The 12,739-nt window shown below is 66.8% G+C and carries 12 protein-coding genes and 1 pseudogene; 6 read left to right on the forward strand and 7 right to left on the reverse strand.

The features are described 5' to 3' along the window. On the reverse strand, window positions 1–832 hold an 832-nt coding region (locus C722_RS0113030), incomplete at its 3' end, for a LysR family transcriptional regulator (RefSeq protein ID WP_017640916.1). 138 nt (window positions 833–970) lie between these two features. Here C722_RS0113030 and C722_RS0113035 point away from each other — a divergent pair. Both C722_RS0113035 and C722_RS0113040 read left to right on the forward strand, forming a co-directional pair. Beyond that, on the forward strand, window positions 971–1,396 hold the full coding sequence (locus C722_RS0113035) for a VOC family protein (RefSeq protein ID WP_017640917.1): 426 nt from the start codon (window positions 971–973) through the stop codon (window positions 1,394–1,396). A 90-nt stretch (window positions 1,397–1,486) separates the two neighbouring features. Beyond that, complete coding sequence (locus tag C722_RS0113040; protein WP_017640918.1) at window positions 1,487–2,785, forward strand: flavohemoglobin expression-modulating QEGLA motif protein; 1,299 nt, start codon at window positions 1,487–1,489, stop codon at window positions 2,783–2,785. A 71-nt stretch (window positions 2,786–2,856) separates the two neighbouring features. On the opposite strand, the gene C722_RS0113045 is transcribed toward C722_RS0113040, so the two are convergent. Beyond that, window positions 2,857–4,785, reverse strand: coding sequence for an AAA family ATPase (locus tag C722_RS0113045; RefSeq protein WP_017640919.1), 1,929 nt, complete (start codon window positions 4,783–4,785; stop codon window positions 2,857–2,859). 196 nt (window positions 4,786–4,981) lie between these two features. On the opposite strand from C722_RS0113045, the pseudogene C722_RS24915 reads away from it, so the two are divergent. Continuing rightward, a pseudogene (locus C722_RS24915) lies at window positions 4,982–5,755 on the forward strand (NAD-dependent deacetylase). Between the two features lie 4 nt (window positions 5,756–5,759). On the opposite strand, the gene C722_RS0113055 reads toward C722_RS24915, so the two are convergent. Next, complete coding sequence (locus C722_RS0113055) at window positions 5,760–6,527, reverse strand: hypothetical protein (RefSeq protein WP_017640922.1); 768 nt, start codon at window positions 6,525–6,527, stop codon at window positions 5,760–5,762. Window positions 6,528–6,679: 152 nt separating this feature from the next. Here C722_RS0113055 and C722_RS0113060 point away from each other — a divergent pair, with 152 nt between their 5' ends. Continuing rightward, a complete protein-coding gene (locus C722_RS0113060; protein WP_017640923.1) occupies window positions 6,680–6,931 on the forward strand; it encodes a hypothetical protein in 252 nt (83 codons plus the stop codon). 55 nt (window positions 6,932–6,986) lie between these two features. Here C722_RS0113060 and C722_RS0113065 read toward each other — a convergent pair whose 3' ends face one another. Further along, window positions 6,987–7,259, reverse strand: coding sequence for a hypothetical protein (locus C722_RS0113065; protein ID WP_007162578.1), 273 nt, complete (start codon window positions 7,257–7,259; stop codon window positions 6,987–6,989). 124 nt (window positions 7,260–7,383) lie between these two features. Further along, a complete protein-coding gene (locus C722_RS0113070; RefSeq protein ID WP_218186737.1) occupies window positions 7,384–8,196 on the reverse strand; it encodes an HDOD domain-containing protein in 813 nt (270 codons plus the stop codon). Window positions 8,197–8,537: 341 nt separating this feature from the next. On the opposite strand from C722_RS0113070, the gene C722_RS0113075 reads away from it, so the two are divergent. Further along, on the forward strand, window positions 8,538–9,557 hold the full coding sequence (locus C722_RS0113075; RefSeq protein WP_017640925.1) for a GGDEF domain-containing protein: 1,020 nt from the start codon (window positions 8,538–8,540) through the stop codon (window positions 9,555–9,557). On the opposite strand, the gene C722_RS0113080 is transcribed toward C722_RS0113075, so the two are convergent. Continuing rightward, window positions 9,554–11,113, reverse strand: coding sequence for a sensor domain-containing diguanylate cyclase (locus C722_RS0113080; RefSeq protein ID WP_017640926.1), 1,560 nt, complete (start codon window positions 11,111–11,113; stop codon window positions 9,554–9,556). The two genes, C722_RS0113075 and C722_RS0113080, sit on opposite strands and share 4 nt — an antisense overlap. A 204-nt stretch (window positions 11,114–11,317) precedes the next feature. On the opposite strand from C722_RS0113080, the gene C722_RS0113085 reads away from it, so the two are divergent. Further along, complete coding sequence (locus C722_RS0113085; RefSeq protein ID WP_007162574.1) at window positions 11,318–11,578, forward strand: hypothetical protein; 261 nt, start codon at window positions 11,318–11,320, stop codon at window positions 11,576–11,578. 21 nt (window positions 11,579–11,599) lie between these two features. On the opposite strand, the gene C722_RS0113090 is transcribed toward C722_RS0113085, so the two are convergent. Then, window positions 11,600–12,670 carry an AbrB family transcriptional regulator gene (locus C722_RS0113090; protein WP_017640927.1) on the reverse strand — a complete coding sequence of 357 codons (1,071 nt, stop codon included), beginning with the start codon at window positions 12,668–12,670 and terminating at the stop codon, window positions 11,600–11,602. Window positions 12,671–12,739: the final 69 nt, after the last annotated feature.

The raw sequence follows: 12,739 nt of genomic DNA on the forward strand, positions 1-12,739 counted from the left end.
GGCGGAATAGCGCCACGGCCGGCAGGTCGCGCCCGGCGTGGCGGGCGATGACCTGCAGTTCGCGATGGAAGGTGAGGGCGCCGAGCGATAGCCGGCGCACCCGCGCATGCTCCAGCCAGAGGCCGGCGCAGGGCACCAGGGCCACCCCCAGGCCGTGCTCCACCATCTTGACGATGGCGTCGAGTTCGTCGAGTTCGAGCACCTGGCGTACCGCCAGGCGCTGCTCACGGAGAAAGGCACTGACTCGGCGTCCGCCGAAGGAGTGGCGGTCGTAGCGGATGAAGGGCTGGGTCTCCAGCAACAGCCGGGGATCGTCACCTGTCAGCCCTGGCGGGACGATCAGCACGAAGGGTTCCTGCAACAAGGTGGTGGCGTGCAACTCCTTGGGCAGCTCGAAGGGCGGGCGGATGAGGATGGCCAGGTCCAGCTCGCCGGCGTCCACCTGGCTGAGCAGCGCCAGGGATACGCCCGGCACCAGCCGCGGTTCCAGACGTGGCGCCTGCTGGCGCAGCCGTACCAGGGTGCCGGGCAGCAGGCCAGTCTGGACGCTGGCGATGGCGCCGATGCGCAATTCGCCCTGGATCTCGTCACCGGCGCCGGCCATGCGCGCATAGGTGGCGAGGATCTCTTCGGCCAGCGGCAGGGCCCGGCGACCGGCGGCATTGAGCAGGGCGCTGCGACCATTGCGGTCGAACAGGCTCACGCCCAGATTCTGTTCCAGGGTGCGGATCTGGGCGCTCACCGCCGAGGGCGTGAGGCCCACGTGCAGACCGGCCGCGGCGAAACTGCCGTGGCGCGCGACGGCGAGCAGGGTCTTGAGTTCGCGAAGCATGGCGGTTGCCTGAAGTCAGGAGAGGCCACTGTAGCGAGCCACAAAATTTTTGTCGCTCGGGGGCAGTAAAATACGCTTTATGCACAGGAAAACCTGGGGTGAGAATGGCTGCATTCCCCCTCAGCAGGATTTCCCAGCATGGCCTTGTCGCCCTTCCATCTCGCCATCCCCGTCTACGACCTGGCCGCCGCCCGGCACTTCTACGGGGATGTCTTCGGCCTCGCCGAAGGCCGCTCCAGCGACCACTGGGTCGACTTCGACTTCTATGGCCACCAGCTGGTGATCCACGAGCACCCCAAGACCGCGTCCCAGGACGAGGCTCACACCAACGCCGTGGACGGCCACAACGTGCCGGTGCCGCACTTCGGTATCGTGCTCGGCTGGGACGAGTGGGAAGCCCTGGCCGACCGTCTGCGCGCCCGCGAGACCCAATTCGTCATCGAGCCCTATATCCGCTTCCAGGGCCAGGTCGGCGAGCAGGCCACCATGTTTCTCTTCGACCCCTGCGGCAACGCCCTGGAGTTCAAGGCCTTCAAGGACATGAGCCAGCTGTTCGCCAAATAGCGCGGCTCGGCCGGTCTGCCGTCACGAAACCTAGGCAAAAGACGCGGCAACGGCCATCCTTGAGGTCTTGCCCGTCGCCCGGTCGCCGTCATGAATGCCCGCCAGCCCTTTCTCGATCCCTATCACCAGACCATCCGCCAGCTGTCCGATCGCATCGTCGCGGCCCAGGCGCCGATCCGCATCCTCGATGCGGTGAAGTGGGACGACGGGGTGCGCCAGGGCTTCCTGGACGGCAAGGGCAAGCGCCTGCCGGCGGTGGATCGCGCCTTCTACGAAGGGCGCCCGTTGGGCTTCGACGGCGATGCGCTCAAGGGCGAATTCCAGAGCATCGAGCGGGAGGTCACCCGCCAGCTCGGCCAGTTCAATCCGGTCGGCCAGATCATGAGGCGCATGTGCCGCGAGTACCGCATGGTGATCCGCATGCTGCAGGCGCGCGGCACCCCGGACTTCGGCCTGATTTCCCAGGAGCTCTATGGCGCCGCCTCGGATGCCTTCCATGCCGGCGATCCGACCCTGGCCGACCTGGGCATGATGTTGTCCAGCTACCTGGACAACATCGCCCATCGCGGCGCCCTGGAAGACGAGCCCAAGACCCTGACCGCCAAGGACGCCGTGCCCATCCTGCAGGAACGGCTGAATCGGGTCTTTGGCGAGACGGAAGGCACCATCCGGGTGTTCGAGTCCGACGGTATCGTCGCCGACGCCGCGGCCGGCGCCGACTACATCAAGGTGCGCGCCGACGCCCTGTTCAACGAGCGTGACGTGCGCGCCCTGGAGGTCCACGAGGGCCTGGTGCACGTCGGCACCACCCTCAATGGCCAGAACCAGCCGATCTGCACCTTCCTGGCCAAGGGCCCGCCGTCGTCCACCGTGACCCAGGAAGGCCTGGCGATCCTCATGGAGGTGATCGCCTTCGCCTCCTATCCGACCCGCCTGCGCAAGCTGACCAATCGCACCCGCGCCATCCACCTGGCCGAGGACGGCGCCGATTTCCTCGAGGTCTTCCGCTTCTTCCAGGAGCAGGGCTACGACCTGGAGTCGGGCTACCAGAACGCCAGCCGGGTGTTTCGCGGCTCGACGCCGACCGGGCTGCCCTTCACCAAGGACCTGTCCTATCTCAAGGGCTTCATCCTGATCTACAACTACATCCAGCTGGCGGTGCGCAAGGGCAAGCTGGAGCAGATCCCGCTGCTGTTCTGCGGCAAGACCACCCTGGAGGACATGCGCATCCTGCGCCAGCTGGTGGACGAGGGCGTGGTGGTACCACCCAAGTACCTGCCGGCGCAATTTCAGGACCTCAACGCCCTGGCGGCCTGGATGTGTTTCTCCAACTTCCTCAACCACCTGAGCCTGGATCGGATAGAGGCGGATTACGCCAATATCCTCTAGGAGCCTGTTCAGGCGCTGACATGAAAAAGCCCGGCGGACCGGGGCTTTTGCGTTTCAGGGCGTCGCGGGTATCACTCGCCCTTGAAGGCCGCCGCGATGCTGCGTTCGCCGTCACCCGCGCGCGGGTCAGTCGAACGTTCCGGCACGAAGGCCAGGGCACGGTTGAGGGCGCCGCAGGCTTCCAGGCCGCTGGCGCGGGCGATGGCTTCGGCCACGGCACTGCCGGGAATGGTCTCGTCGCGCAGCAACTGGTCGGTGATGTCGTCCAGCGCCGGCTTGAGTTCGGTGATCAGCGCCAGGCAGCGATGATCCAGGCTGTGCAGCAACTGGTCGGCAGCGGCGATGCTGGGCGCGGCGTCGAAGTCGATGCCGGCGTCGCGCAGGGCCTGCAGGCTGAGCAGCGAGCCGCTCGGGCCCATGCCCAGGGAGGCGACCATGGACAGCGCCAGCTTGGAGGCTTCCTGCAGATCCTGGGCGGCACCCGAGGAGACCTCGTTGAAGTACAGCTGCTCGGCGCAGCGACCGGCCAGCAGCATCTGGATGCGACCTTCGAGTTCCGACTTCAGGTGCAGGCGCTTGTCTTCGGTGGGGGTGATCAGGGTCACGCCCAGGGCCTGGCCACGGGGCAGCAGGGTGACCTTTTCCACCCGACCGACATTGAGCACGGCGGCGACCAGGGCATGACCGGCTTCGTGCACGGCGATGCGGGTACGCTCGGCCGAACCCAGCGGGGTGACACCGACCGGTTGCTCGCCGATGCGGCAGGTCTCGATGGCCTCGACGAAGTGGGCCATGGTCACGGCGCTGGCGTTCTCGCGGGCGGCCAGCAGGGCGGCGTGGTTGCTGATGTAGGCGATGGCCGCCGGGGTCAGGCCCACGGTGCCGCGGGAGAGGGCGGCCAGATCCAGCTCGCCCTGGCAGGGCAGCTTGCCGGCATAGAGTTCGAACAGTGCGCGACGGTCTTCCAGACTCGGCAGCGGCACGGCGATGGTGCGGTCGAAGCGGCCTTCGCGGCGCAGCGCCGGATCCAGGGAGTCGGCGAAGTTGGTGGCGCCCAGGACGAGTACGCCGCTGGTGCCATCGAAGCCGTCCAGCTCGGTGAGGAACTGGTTGATGATGCGGTTGGCTTCGGCATCGCTGGAGCGCGACTGCTCGGCGCGACGACCGATGCCGTCGATCTCGTCGATGAAGATGATGCAGGGCGCCTTCTTGCGCGCCGTGCGGAACAGCGACTTGACCTTCTGGATGCCTACGCCGAAGAACATCGAGGAGAAGTCGCTGCCGGTCACCTGGATGAAGTGGGCGTTGCACTCGGTCGCCAGGGCCTTGGCCAGCTGGGTCTTGCCGGTGCCGGGTTCGCCGGTCAGCAGCACGCCCTTGGGCGGACGGGCACCCAGGGCGGCGAAGGCCTTGGGATTGCGCAGACAGGTGGTGACGTCTTCCAGGGCGCGCTTGGCTTCGGCGGCGCCGACCACGTCCTTGAAGGAGATGCCGGTGCCCTTGCGGTGCAGCTTGAAGGGGCTGGCGAAGCGCAGCGCCAGGGGCACGGCCAGCAACAGCAGGAGCAGATAGCCCGGCAGGTTGAACAGCAGGGCATCCAGCCAGGGGTGGCGCTGGCCGGACTCGCTCCAGGTGGCGATCGGAAACAGCGGCTCGGCCTGGGTGGCGTAATCGGCCAGCAACCGGTCGGTCAGGCGACCGCCATTATCGGTCACCGCGTAGTGCTCGCCGCGGGTGGTGTCGACGTAGAGGGTACGGTCACCGATCACGGCGCCACTGATGACGCCGGCGCGCAGATCGGCCAGCAGCACGGAGAAATCGCGGGGCTCCTGGGTCCAGTGTTCGGGGGCCTGCTGCACACTGGCGAGCATGGCCGTGGCGGTCGGAGCCGGAGTGGAAGGCTTGAGCCACCACCAGCAGGCCAGGCTGACCAGGGTGACGAGGGCGAGAACGCCGGCGATCAGCAGGCGCGGATACTTGGAAACGACGGACTTCTTCATTCACATACCGTTAGGGTAGGAGCGACATCGGACGCGGACTCCCGGATTATCGGCCTGTGGCGAAAAGGGTGAACCTCAGTTCCCCGGAAAACGATGAGTGGACTCACCATCCGTCGAGTAGCGTCACACTTTCGCCCTTTTCCGCGGTCCGCAAGACCCTGTTGTTTTGCCGCAGATGTCAGGAGCCAACGCCTTCATGCCCGATCCCATCGATTGCCGAGACGGCCTCGCCGCCTTACCGCCGGTGCTGCTCGACCGCCTGCGCCAGGCCGACGAGGTGCTGGTGCTGACCGGTGCCGGCGTGTCGGCGGAAAGCGGTATCGCCACCTTTCGCGAAGCCCTGACCGGCTTGTGGGCGCGCTTCGATCCGGCGCAACTGGCGACGGCCGCAGCCTTCGTCGAGGACCCGGTCCGGGTTTGGAGCTGGTACGAGTGGCGCCGTGCCCAGGTGCTGGCGGCCCAGCCCAATCCCGCGCATCGCGCCCTGGCGGACTAGGGTAGCCGGCACGGGCGGCTGCGCCTGGTCACCCAGAATGTCGACGACTTGCACGAGCGCGCGGGCAGTGGCGACGTGATTCATCTGCACGGCAGCCTGCATGCGCCGCGCTGCTTCGAATGCGCGCGGCCCTTGGCAGCGCCGGCGTTACCGGAAGCCGAGGATCAGCTCGTGGCGCCACCACGTTGTGCCTACTGTGGCGGTCTGGCCCGGCCTGGGGTGGTCTGGTTTGGCGAGTCCCTGCCCGAGGCGGCCCTGGCCAACGCCTGGGCGCTGGCCGAGCGTTGCGACCTCTGCCTGGTGGTCGGCACGTCGGGACTGGTGCAGCCGGCGGCCAGTCTGCCGGAAGTGGCGCGCCAGCAGGGCGCCACGGTGGTGCGCATCGATCCGCAACCGGCAGTGGATTTCAGTGGCGACTGGCAACTGCTGGGCGCCGCCGGGGTAATCCTGCCGGCGCTGTTGGAGCGTCTCTAGAGACCTAGTGCAACGCCTGACCGCCGGTCCCCAGGGCATCCAGGGTGCGTTTGAGCGCGGTGTAGGCCTGGCGCTGGTCGTCGTCTTCGGTGAGCAGGCCATCGAACAGGGTGGCGACCAGGGCCGGATCCTGGGCGACGAAGCGATCGATGAGGACGTCGTTGTCCTGGCGCCCGGCGGTGATCAGCAGCACGGCGAGCTGGGCGACATAGCGTGCGGCCAGCGGATAGGCCTTGAGGAAGACCTTGAAGGGCGCATCGGCCAGACCCGGCGCGAAGCCCTTGGCCAGCCCCTGCTGGGCCGCGGCGATGGCCTGGCGGACGGCGTCCTGCCAGTTGCCGGCGGTCACCGCCCCTGCCGGCAGGGCGCGGCGCATCTGGCCCAGCAGGCTGTTGAGGAAGATGCGGCGATTGGCCTGGTAGTCGTCATCGGTATCGAGCAGTTCGCGGCGGATACGGGTCAGGACGCGATCGTCCTCGGCATCGGCGGTCACCGCCTGCTTGAAGGCCAGGGTCAGTTCGCGATCCAGCAGACCGGGTTTGCGGCCCTCCAGTTCGGCCTGCAGCAGCGGGCCGCTGGAGTCGGCGAAGAAGAAGCGTTCGGCATGGGGCGCCAGGCGCTCGCGCAGGCGCGGCCAGAGCTCCGCCGCGAACAGCTGCTCGGCCGTGCCGCCGGAGACGATGACGCGGTGCTGCGGCGCCTCGGCCAGATAGTCGAACAGCGCAGGGCTATCGAGCGCGGTGCGATCGACGATGAGGTAACGGTGCTTCACGGCAACTCCTGAATACGACGGCCGGACCTTTCGAGGGGCGGCGGGATGGCCGTTAGTCTATAGGAAGGTGGGAACGCTTGGCCCGGCCTTTGGCCTAATCAGGCAGGGTGCAGCCCGCGACACCCTTCCTTTCGCGGCCGGAGGACACCAAGATGCGCAAGACCCCGCTGATCCTCGCCCTGAGCGCTACCCTGGCCCTGGTGGCCGGTCCCAGTCTGGCCGCCAGCAGCAACGACGCCGGAGTGACCGGCAACGGCATCGGCGCGCCAGGCAGCTCCAACACCAGCAACAGAGACAGCGCCGACGACACGTCCAGCGCCAAGCCGTCCACCCAGAAGAAGGCCGACAAGACGCCTGCCACCAAGGCCCAGGGCAGTCAGCAGAAGCGTGTGCTCAACGATTGATGGACAAACGAAAGGCGCCTCGCGGGGCGCCTTTGTTCGACCGCTCGATGCGATCTCAGGAGGCACGGGTGTAACGCACCTGCCAGTCGAGTCGCTCATGGGTCGCCCGCTCGATACGGGCGCGGCTGTCGCAGATGAAGGCTTCCAGCAGCGAATTATCCAGCAGATCGACCCGGGCGATGCGGCGTTGCAAGAGGGCCGTGCCATTGGGTGCATAGACCTCGACGTTGAAGGTCGCAGGATCCTGGGCGGTCATGGCGCACAGCATCGGTTGAAAAGCGCCCTTGATAATGGTGTTCGCATCCGTGAACTTCAGCGGCTCGGCCATCGCAATCACTCCTGTCAGCTATAACGCTTCGACCGATTCTTGCGGTGCCCGTTCGATTTTCGCCATGACCGACTGGCAGATTTGTGATGCAGGCAATGGCCTTGCCTGAGCACGGGACAGCCGGTCAGTTGATCAGCGTACCAAAGGCCTTGTCCGCCTCTATGACTTCGGGCAACTCGCCCAGCAGGTGATCCAGATCCACCCCTTCCAGCAGTGGATTGGCCAGGGCGGCCTTGGCCTGGTCATTGATGCCACCGTGGCGGCGCAGGACAAAGGACACCAGCCGGGCCTGAGCGACCATCTGCGCCTGGGTGGAATCCTCGGGTGCATCCTGGGGATGCAGCTGGTAGGCGATGGCATGCTGGATCACCACCGGCAGTTGCCAGCGGCGGGCCAGCTCCGCGCCCACCTCGGGGTAGCCGAAGCCGATGGCCTGGTCGGCGGGCACCGGCGCGCGTTGCTCGGCGTCGATGCGCGCGGCGATGTCGGGCGCCGCCGTCTTGATCAGCAACTCGCCGATGCTGTGCAGCATGCCGCAGGTAAAGGCGGTCTCGGGATCGGCGCCGGCCTGGCGGGCGAGAACGCGGCAGATGCTGGCCACATCGAAACTGTGCTGCCAGAAATCCCGCGGATCGAAGCTGGGATTGTGGCGGAAGGCCGCGGTCACTGCCGAGGCCAGCACCAGGGTGCGCAGGGCGTCGAAACCCAGACGGATGGCCGCCCCTTCGATGCTGGTGGAGGGACGGACGCCACGAAAGCGCACCGAATTGGCCAGGCGCAGGACCTTCGCCGACAGCACCGGATCCAGGGCCAGATTGCGGGCCACGTCTTCGATACTGCTGTCCGGATCGTCGAATTGCTGGATCAGCTCCTGAGCCACCTTGGGAATGCTGGGAAGGGTATGCAGGTGATCGAACAGAGCATCGATTTCCATGATGGCGCCTGGTTTGTTCTATACCGGTAGTGGAAGCTGATAAAGCCTTGGAAGCATGAACGACGGCCTGGGCACTGCCAAGCCTAGTCGAAACTCCCGAAGCGAAGAGCTTAGCGGGACGGGCGCGCCGGTCCGCAGAGTGAGCTGACCGATGGCGTCATTTCGCCGCCGTCCGTTTGGTCAGTCTGCTCGCAGGCGTGGTCCTATGCGGTCTCGTCACCAGCAGTGCGCTGTTCAGACGTCTATTGTCTTGCTTGAGTCCGCTTCCCGCCGACGACGGGCCACGAATGGGATAGCATCCGGTGATATCGGTTGGCCACTAAATTTGGCGTTCGAGTTGTGCAATGACTTATCAGGCTCATATCCGCCAGATGCTGCAGTTGCCCAATGTGCTGGCGCAGAGCACCGGCATCCTGGGCTGGTTGATCAGCGTGCTGATCAACCCCTTTCTGACCGCCGGGGTGCCGGTGTGGGGCTGGCTGGCCTTTGCCGGCATGATCGGCTCTTGCCTGGCGATGACCACTGCGCGCCGCTTTGCCATCTGGCGCCTGTTCGCCCTGGTGTTCGTGCTGTTCGAGGCCCTGGCCTTCCGCTTTCAGATCCTCGGCATGGGCGAGGCTGGCCATGCCTGGATGATCCCCACGGCCATCGTCATCATCCTCGGCTCGACCATTCTCTTTTCCCATGTGCTCGATTACGGCATCGCCGCCGGTGCGGTCTGGCTGCTGCTCTTCTATGGCGAGCTGGACACCGTCACGGCGGCGGCCCTGCCGCTGTTCGCGGTGATGCTGGGCGCCAGCCTGGCGCTGGGGCTGCTGCTCAACGCCACCTTCGTGCGTATCGTCGCCACCACCCTAGAGCTCAAGGAGCGCTATCGCCTGCAGGCGGAAACCGATGCCCTCACCGGGATCAGCAACCGCCGTGCGCTGATGCTGGACGCGGAGCAGGTCTGCCGTGAGGGCTCCCCGTCCTGGTATTTCGTCATGCTCGACATCGATGACTTCAAGCGGATCAACGACAGATTCGGCCACGACGTGGGCGACCAGGTGCTCAAGGAAACCGCGCTGATCCTTGGCCGGCATTTCCCCGACGGCCATTTCGGACGCCTGGGCGGCGAGGAATTCGGGGTACTGCTCAAGCCCGACGACGAGCGCCACCTGGCGCAGCGGCTGCAGGCGCTGCTGGACGACATCCGCAGCAACACCCGCACCGGCACCTGCTTTTCCTTCAGTGCGGGCGTGGCGCGCTTCGCGCCGGGTTACCAGCCCTCGGACCTGCTCAAGCAGGCCGACAGCGAGCTCTACCAGGCCAAGCGCGCGGGCAAGGACCGGGTGCACTATCGCGGCGGCATGATCTGCGGTTAAGGCAGGCCTGACCGGTCCTGGACGGCGTCCGTCTCCGGCGGTGGATGGGTGCGATTGCGGCCCAGGTGCTTGGCGCGATAGAGGGCGGCATCGGCGCTGGCCAGCAGGTCGGCGGGCTGCGGCGGTGGCGATTGACCAGGCGGCTGGACGGCGATGCCAAGGCTGACGGTGATGCGGCCGAAAGGACTGGTGGCATGGGCCACCTCCAGCACCTGCAGGCGTTCCTGGACCGTGGCGGCTACCCGCTGGGCGCCGATCTCGTCGCAATTGGGCAGCAGTAGGACCATCTCCTCGCCGCCGTAGCGTGCCGCCAGATCGCCCGGGCGTCGCGCCGCCGAGGCCACCACGCCGGCCACGGCCTGCAGGCAGCGATCGCCCGCTGGATGGCCATAGTGGTCGTTGTAGGCCTTGAAGTGATCGATGTCGATCATCAGCAGGCTGAGCGACTGAGCGTTGCGCTGCGCCCGGGCCAGCTCCACCGGCAGCAGGTTGTCGAACTGGCGACGATTGCCCAGCCCGGTCAGGCTGTCCTTGAGGGTCAGCAGGTGCAGCTCGTCGTGGGCCAGACGCAGGGCCGCCGCGCTGCGTTCGCCGGCGCGGATCTCGCGCAGCAGGCTGAAGCCGAAGATCAGCATGCCGACGATGATGAGGCCGACCACCGTCACCGATCTCAGCATGTCCTGGCGCCAGCTGGCGAGGATATCGCTCCTGGAGATACCGGCCAGGGCCACCAGGGGATAGCCTTCCAGATGCTGGAAGGCATAGAGGCGTTCACGGCCGTCGATCATGGCCCGCACCAGGGCGGTACCGTTGGGCGCCTGGGTCACGTACTGGCGAAACAGCTCGCTGCTGGCGAGCGGGGTACCGACGTGCGCGGGTACATAGGGACGGCGGACCATTAGGGTACCGTCATCCTGCGCCAGGGTGATGGCACCCCGGGCATCCAGCTTGAACCGCTCGTAGTAGTCGACGAAGTACTGCAGGCGGATGGTGGCGAGCAGCACGCCAGCAAAGCGACCGTCGCGGTCCTCCAGGCGGCGTGATACCGGAATGATCAGCTCCTGGGTGCTGCGACTCTCGATCACCGTGCCGACGTGCAGCACATCGGCGGCATGCTGGCGGTGAAACTGGAAGTACTCGCGATCGGCGTTGCTGGCCCGGGGCGGGTCACTGCTCTTGTCGGTCACCCGCCAGCCGCCGTCGCGATCATAGATGAACAGCCCGTGCAGTTGCGGCAACAGGGCGGCCTGGCGCGCCAGCAGGCGATGCACCCGAGGGCGGTCCAGCTGGTCGAGGGGTTGATCTTCCAGCCGGTCACGGATACTGACCAGCAGCGAATCCGCTTCCTTGATGGCGTCATCGGCATGTTGGGCCGCCGCCAGGGCGATGTTGCCGACATCACTGCGCGCACTGGCGAAGGCGTTCTGGTAATTGCGCCACACCTGCCAGGATTCCAGCGCCAGGATCACCGCCACGGCGCAGACGAGCAGCCACAGCGCCCGGCGCTGGGTGGCCGGATTGCGTGGCGGGAGGGGGGTATCGTCAGCGTCGACCATGGCGGGGCTGCTTCCTCGTCCTCGGTGTGCAGGAGACCGCTAGCCGGCCGATTCACGCCACTACACGGGGATAAAAGTCAGACAAGTCTACAGTTTCGTCGGAATCTTGCAGAGAGAACGAATCGTCGTGGCGGGCCCGTGGTCATTAGCGATACGGCCGTCGCTGGGACGGCGCCCTGTCAATGCCCGACCAGGAGGTCACAGATGTCGCAGATCGCCGAACAGATCGTCGAAGACGCCATGCAGCGCATCGAGGAGAACGAGTCGCAGCATGCTGCCGATCCCGTACGCAATTTCTCCCTGACCCTGACCGATCCCGCGGAGATCCGGGTTGGCGCGGAGATCTACTTTCTCTTCGAACAACGCCTCAAGGGCTTCTATCCGGATGCACGGGTGGTGGTCCGCGGCCATGCCGCCGAGGGCTACAACATCACCGCCCAGGTCGAGCGCCGCCGCTCGGCCTGAGCGCGCCGCCCGCATCCTCCGTCAGGTGCGGGCCAGCTTGACCAGTTGCCGGGCCAGTAGCGGTCCGGTCAGCACCACTCCGATCAGGCGCAACGCCTGCATGGCCAGTACCAGGCCGACATCGGCATGGGCATCCACGGCGATGATGGCCATGGAATCCAGTCCGCCCGGACTGGTCGCCAGGTAGGCCGTGAGAAAGTCCACGTGCATCAGCTTCGCCATCAGCAGCGCCGACAGGGCGCAGAGGGCGATCAGCAGCAGGGAGGCAAAGATCATCTTGGGCAGGGCGCGCCAGACATAGGCGACCGTGGCCCGATCGAATCTCAGTCCCACATAGCAACCCATGGCGCCATAGGCCACCGCGAGCAGCAGATGGGGCAGGGTGATGTCCAGCCAGCCATTGAGTTGCAGGAGCGTACCCAGGGCGATGGGCAGCAGCAGGGCGCCGGCGGGGAACAGGCGGCCGCCCAGCCAGCTGCCGGCCAGGGCCACTGCCAGGGTCAGCATGAGATTGAAGGCGAAATGGCCGTCCAGGCTGACCACCGCGGCCTGATGGCCGGTGCCGCTGCCCTCGGCCCCCAGCAGCCGGCCGACCAGGGCACTGATCAGCACCACGCAGACCACCCGCACGTATTGCATGGTGGCGACGATCCGTGGATCGGCGCCGTACTCCTCGGCCATGGCCACCATGGCGGCGGCCGCGCCGGGCGTGGTGCCCCAGGCGGCGGTGCTGCCAGGCAGGCCGCCGAAGCGCACCAGCAGGGCGCCAGTGAGCAGGCTGAGCAGCACGGTCAGGGCGGTGGCCAGCAGCATCACCGGCCAGTGCTCGGCAACGGTGAGCAGGACCGCGGCGGTCATGGCGTGGGCGATCAGGCAGCCCACCACGCCCTGGCCAGTCTGGAACAGCCGACGGGGCAGACGGATGGTGGCGCCGCAGACGCCGAAGGCGATGGCCACCAGCATGGGGCCGAGAAAGAGGGCCGCGGGCACCTGCAGCCAGCTTAGTCCGCCCCCGACCAGAGCGGAGCAGAGGATCAGGGCCAGCCATTGCAGCAGGGGAGGATAGGGCGAGGGTGCAGGTGGGGTGGGCAAAGCGGTCTCCGAACGGCGGGGGACCGGCGAGGCGTACCGACCCCGGGGCCGGCACGGGGCCGACCCTGG

Origin of the sequence: Pseudomonas sp. 313, from assembly GCF_000316965.1 — a bacterium.
Classification (GTDB): domain Bacteria; phylum Pseudomonadota; class Gammaproteobacteria; order Pseudomonadales; family Pseudomonadaceae; genus Chryseomonas; species Chryseomonas benzopyrenica.

Excerpts from the sequence above, each read along its gene's own strand:
- C722_RS0113035 (WP_017640917.1), top strand. The coding sequence starts at position 971 with ATGGCCTTGTCGCCCTTCCATCTCGCCATCCCCGTCTACGACCTGGCC.
- C722_RS0113040 (WP_017640918.1), top strand. The coding sequence starts at position 1,487 with ATGAATGCCCGCCAGCCCTTTCTCGATCCCTATCACCAGACCATCCGC.
- C722_RS0113045 (WP_017640919.1), bottom strand. The coding sequence starts at position 4,785 with ATGAAGAAGTCCGTCGTTTCCAAGTATCCGCGCCTGCTGATCGCCGGC.
- C722_RS0113060 (WP_017640923.1), top strand. The coding sequence starts at position 6,680 with ATGCGCAAGACCCCGCTGATCCTCGCCCTGAGCGCTACCCTGGCCCTG.
- C722_RS0113065 (WP_007162578.1), bottom strand. The coding sequence starts at position 7,259 with ATGGCCGAGCCGCTGAAGTTCACGGATGCGAACACCATTATCAAGGGC.
- C722_RS0113075 (WP_017640925.1), top strand. The coding sequence starts at position 8,538 with ATGACTTATCAGGCTCATATCCGCCAGATGCTGCAGTTGCCCAATGTG.
- C722_RS0113080 (WP_017640926.1), bottom strand. The coding sequence starts at position 11,113 with ATGGTCGACGCTGACGATACCCCCCTCCCGCCACGCAATCCGGCCACC.
- C722_RS0113085 (WP_007162574.1), top strand. The coding sequence starts at position 11,318 with ATGTCGCAGATCGCCGAACAGATCGTCGAAGACGCCATGCAGCGCATC.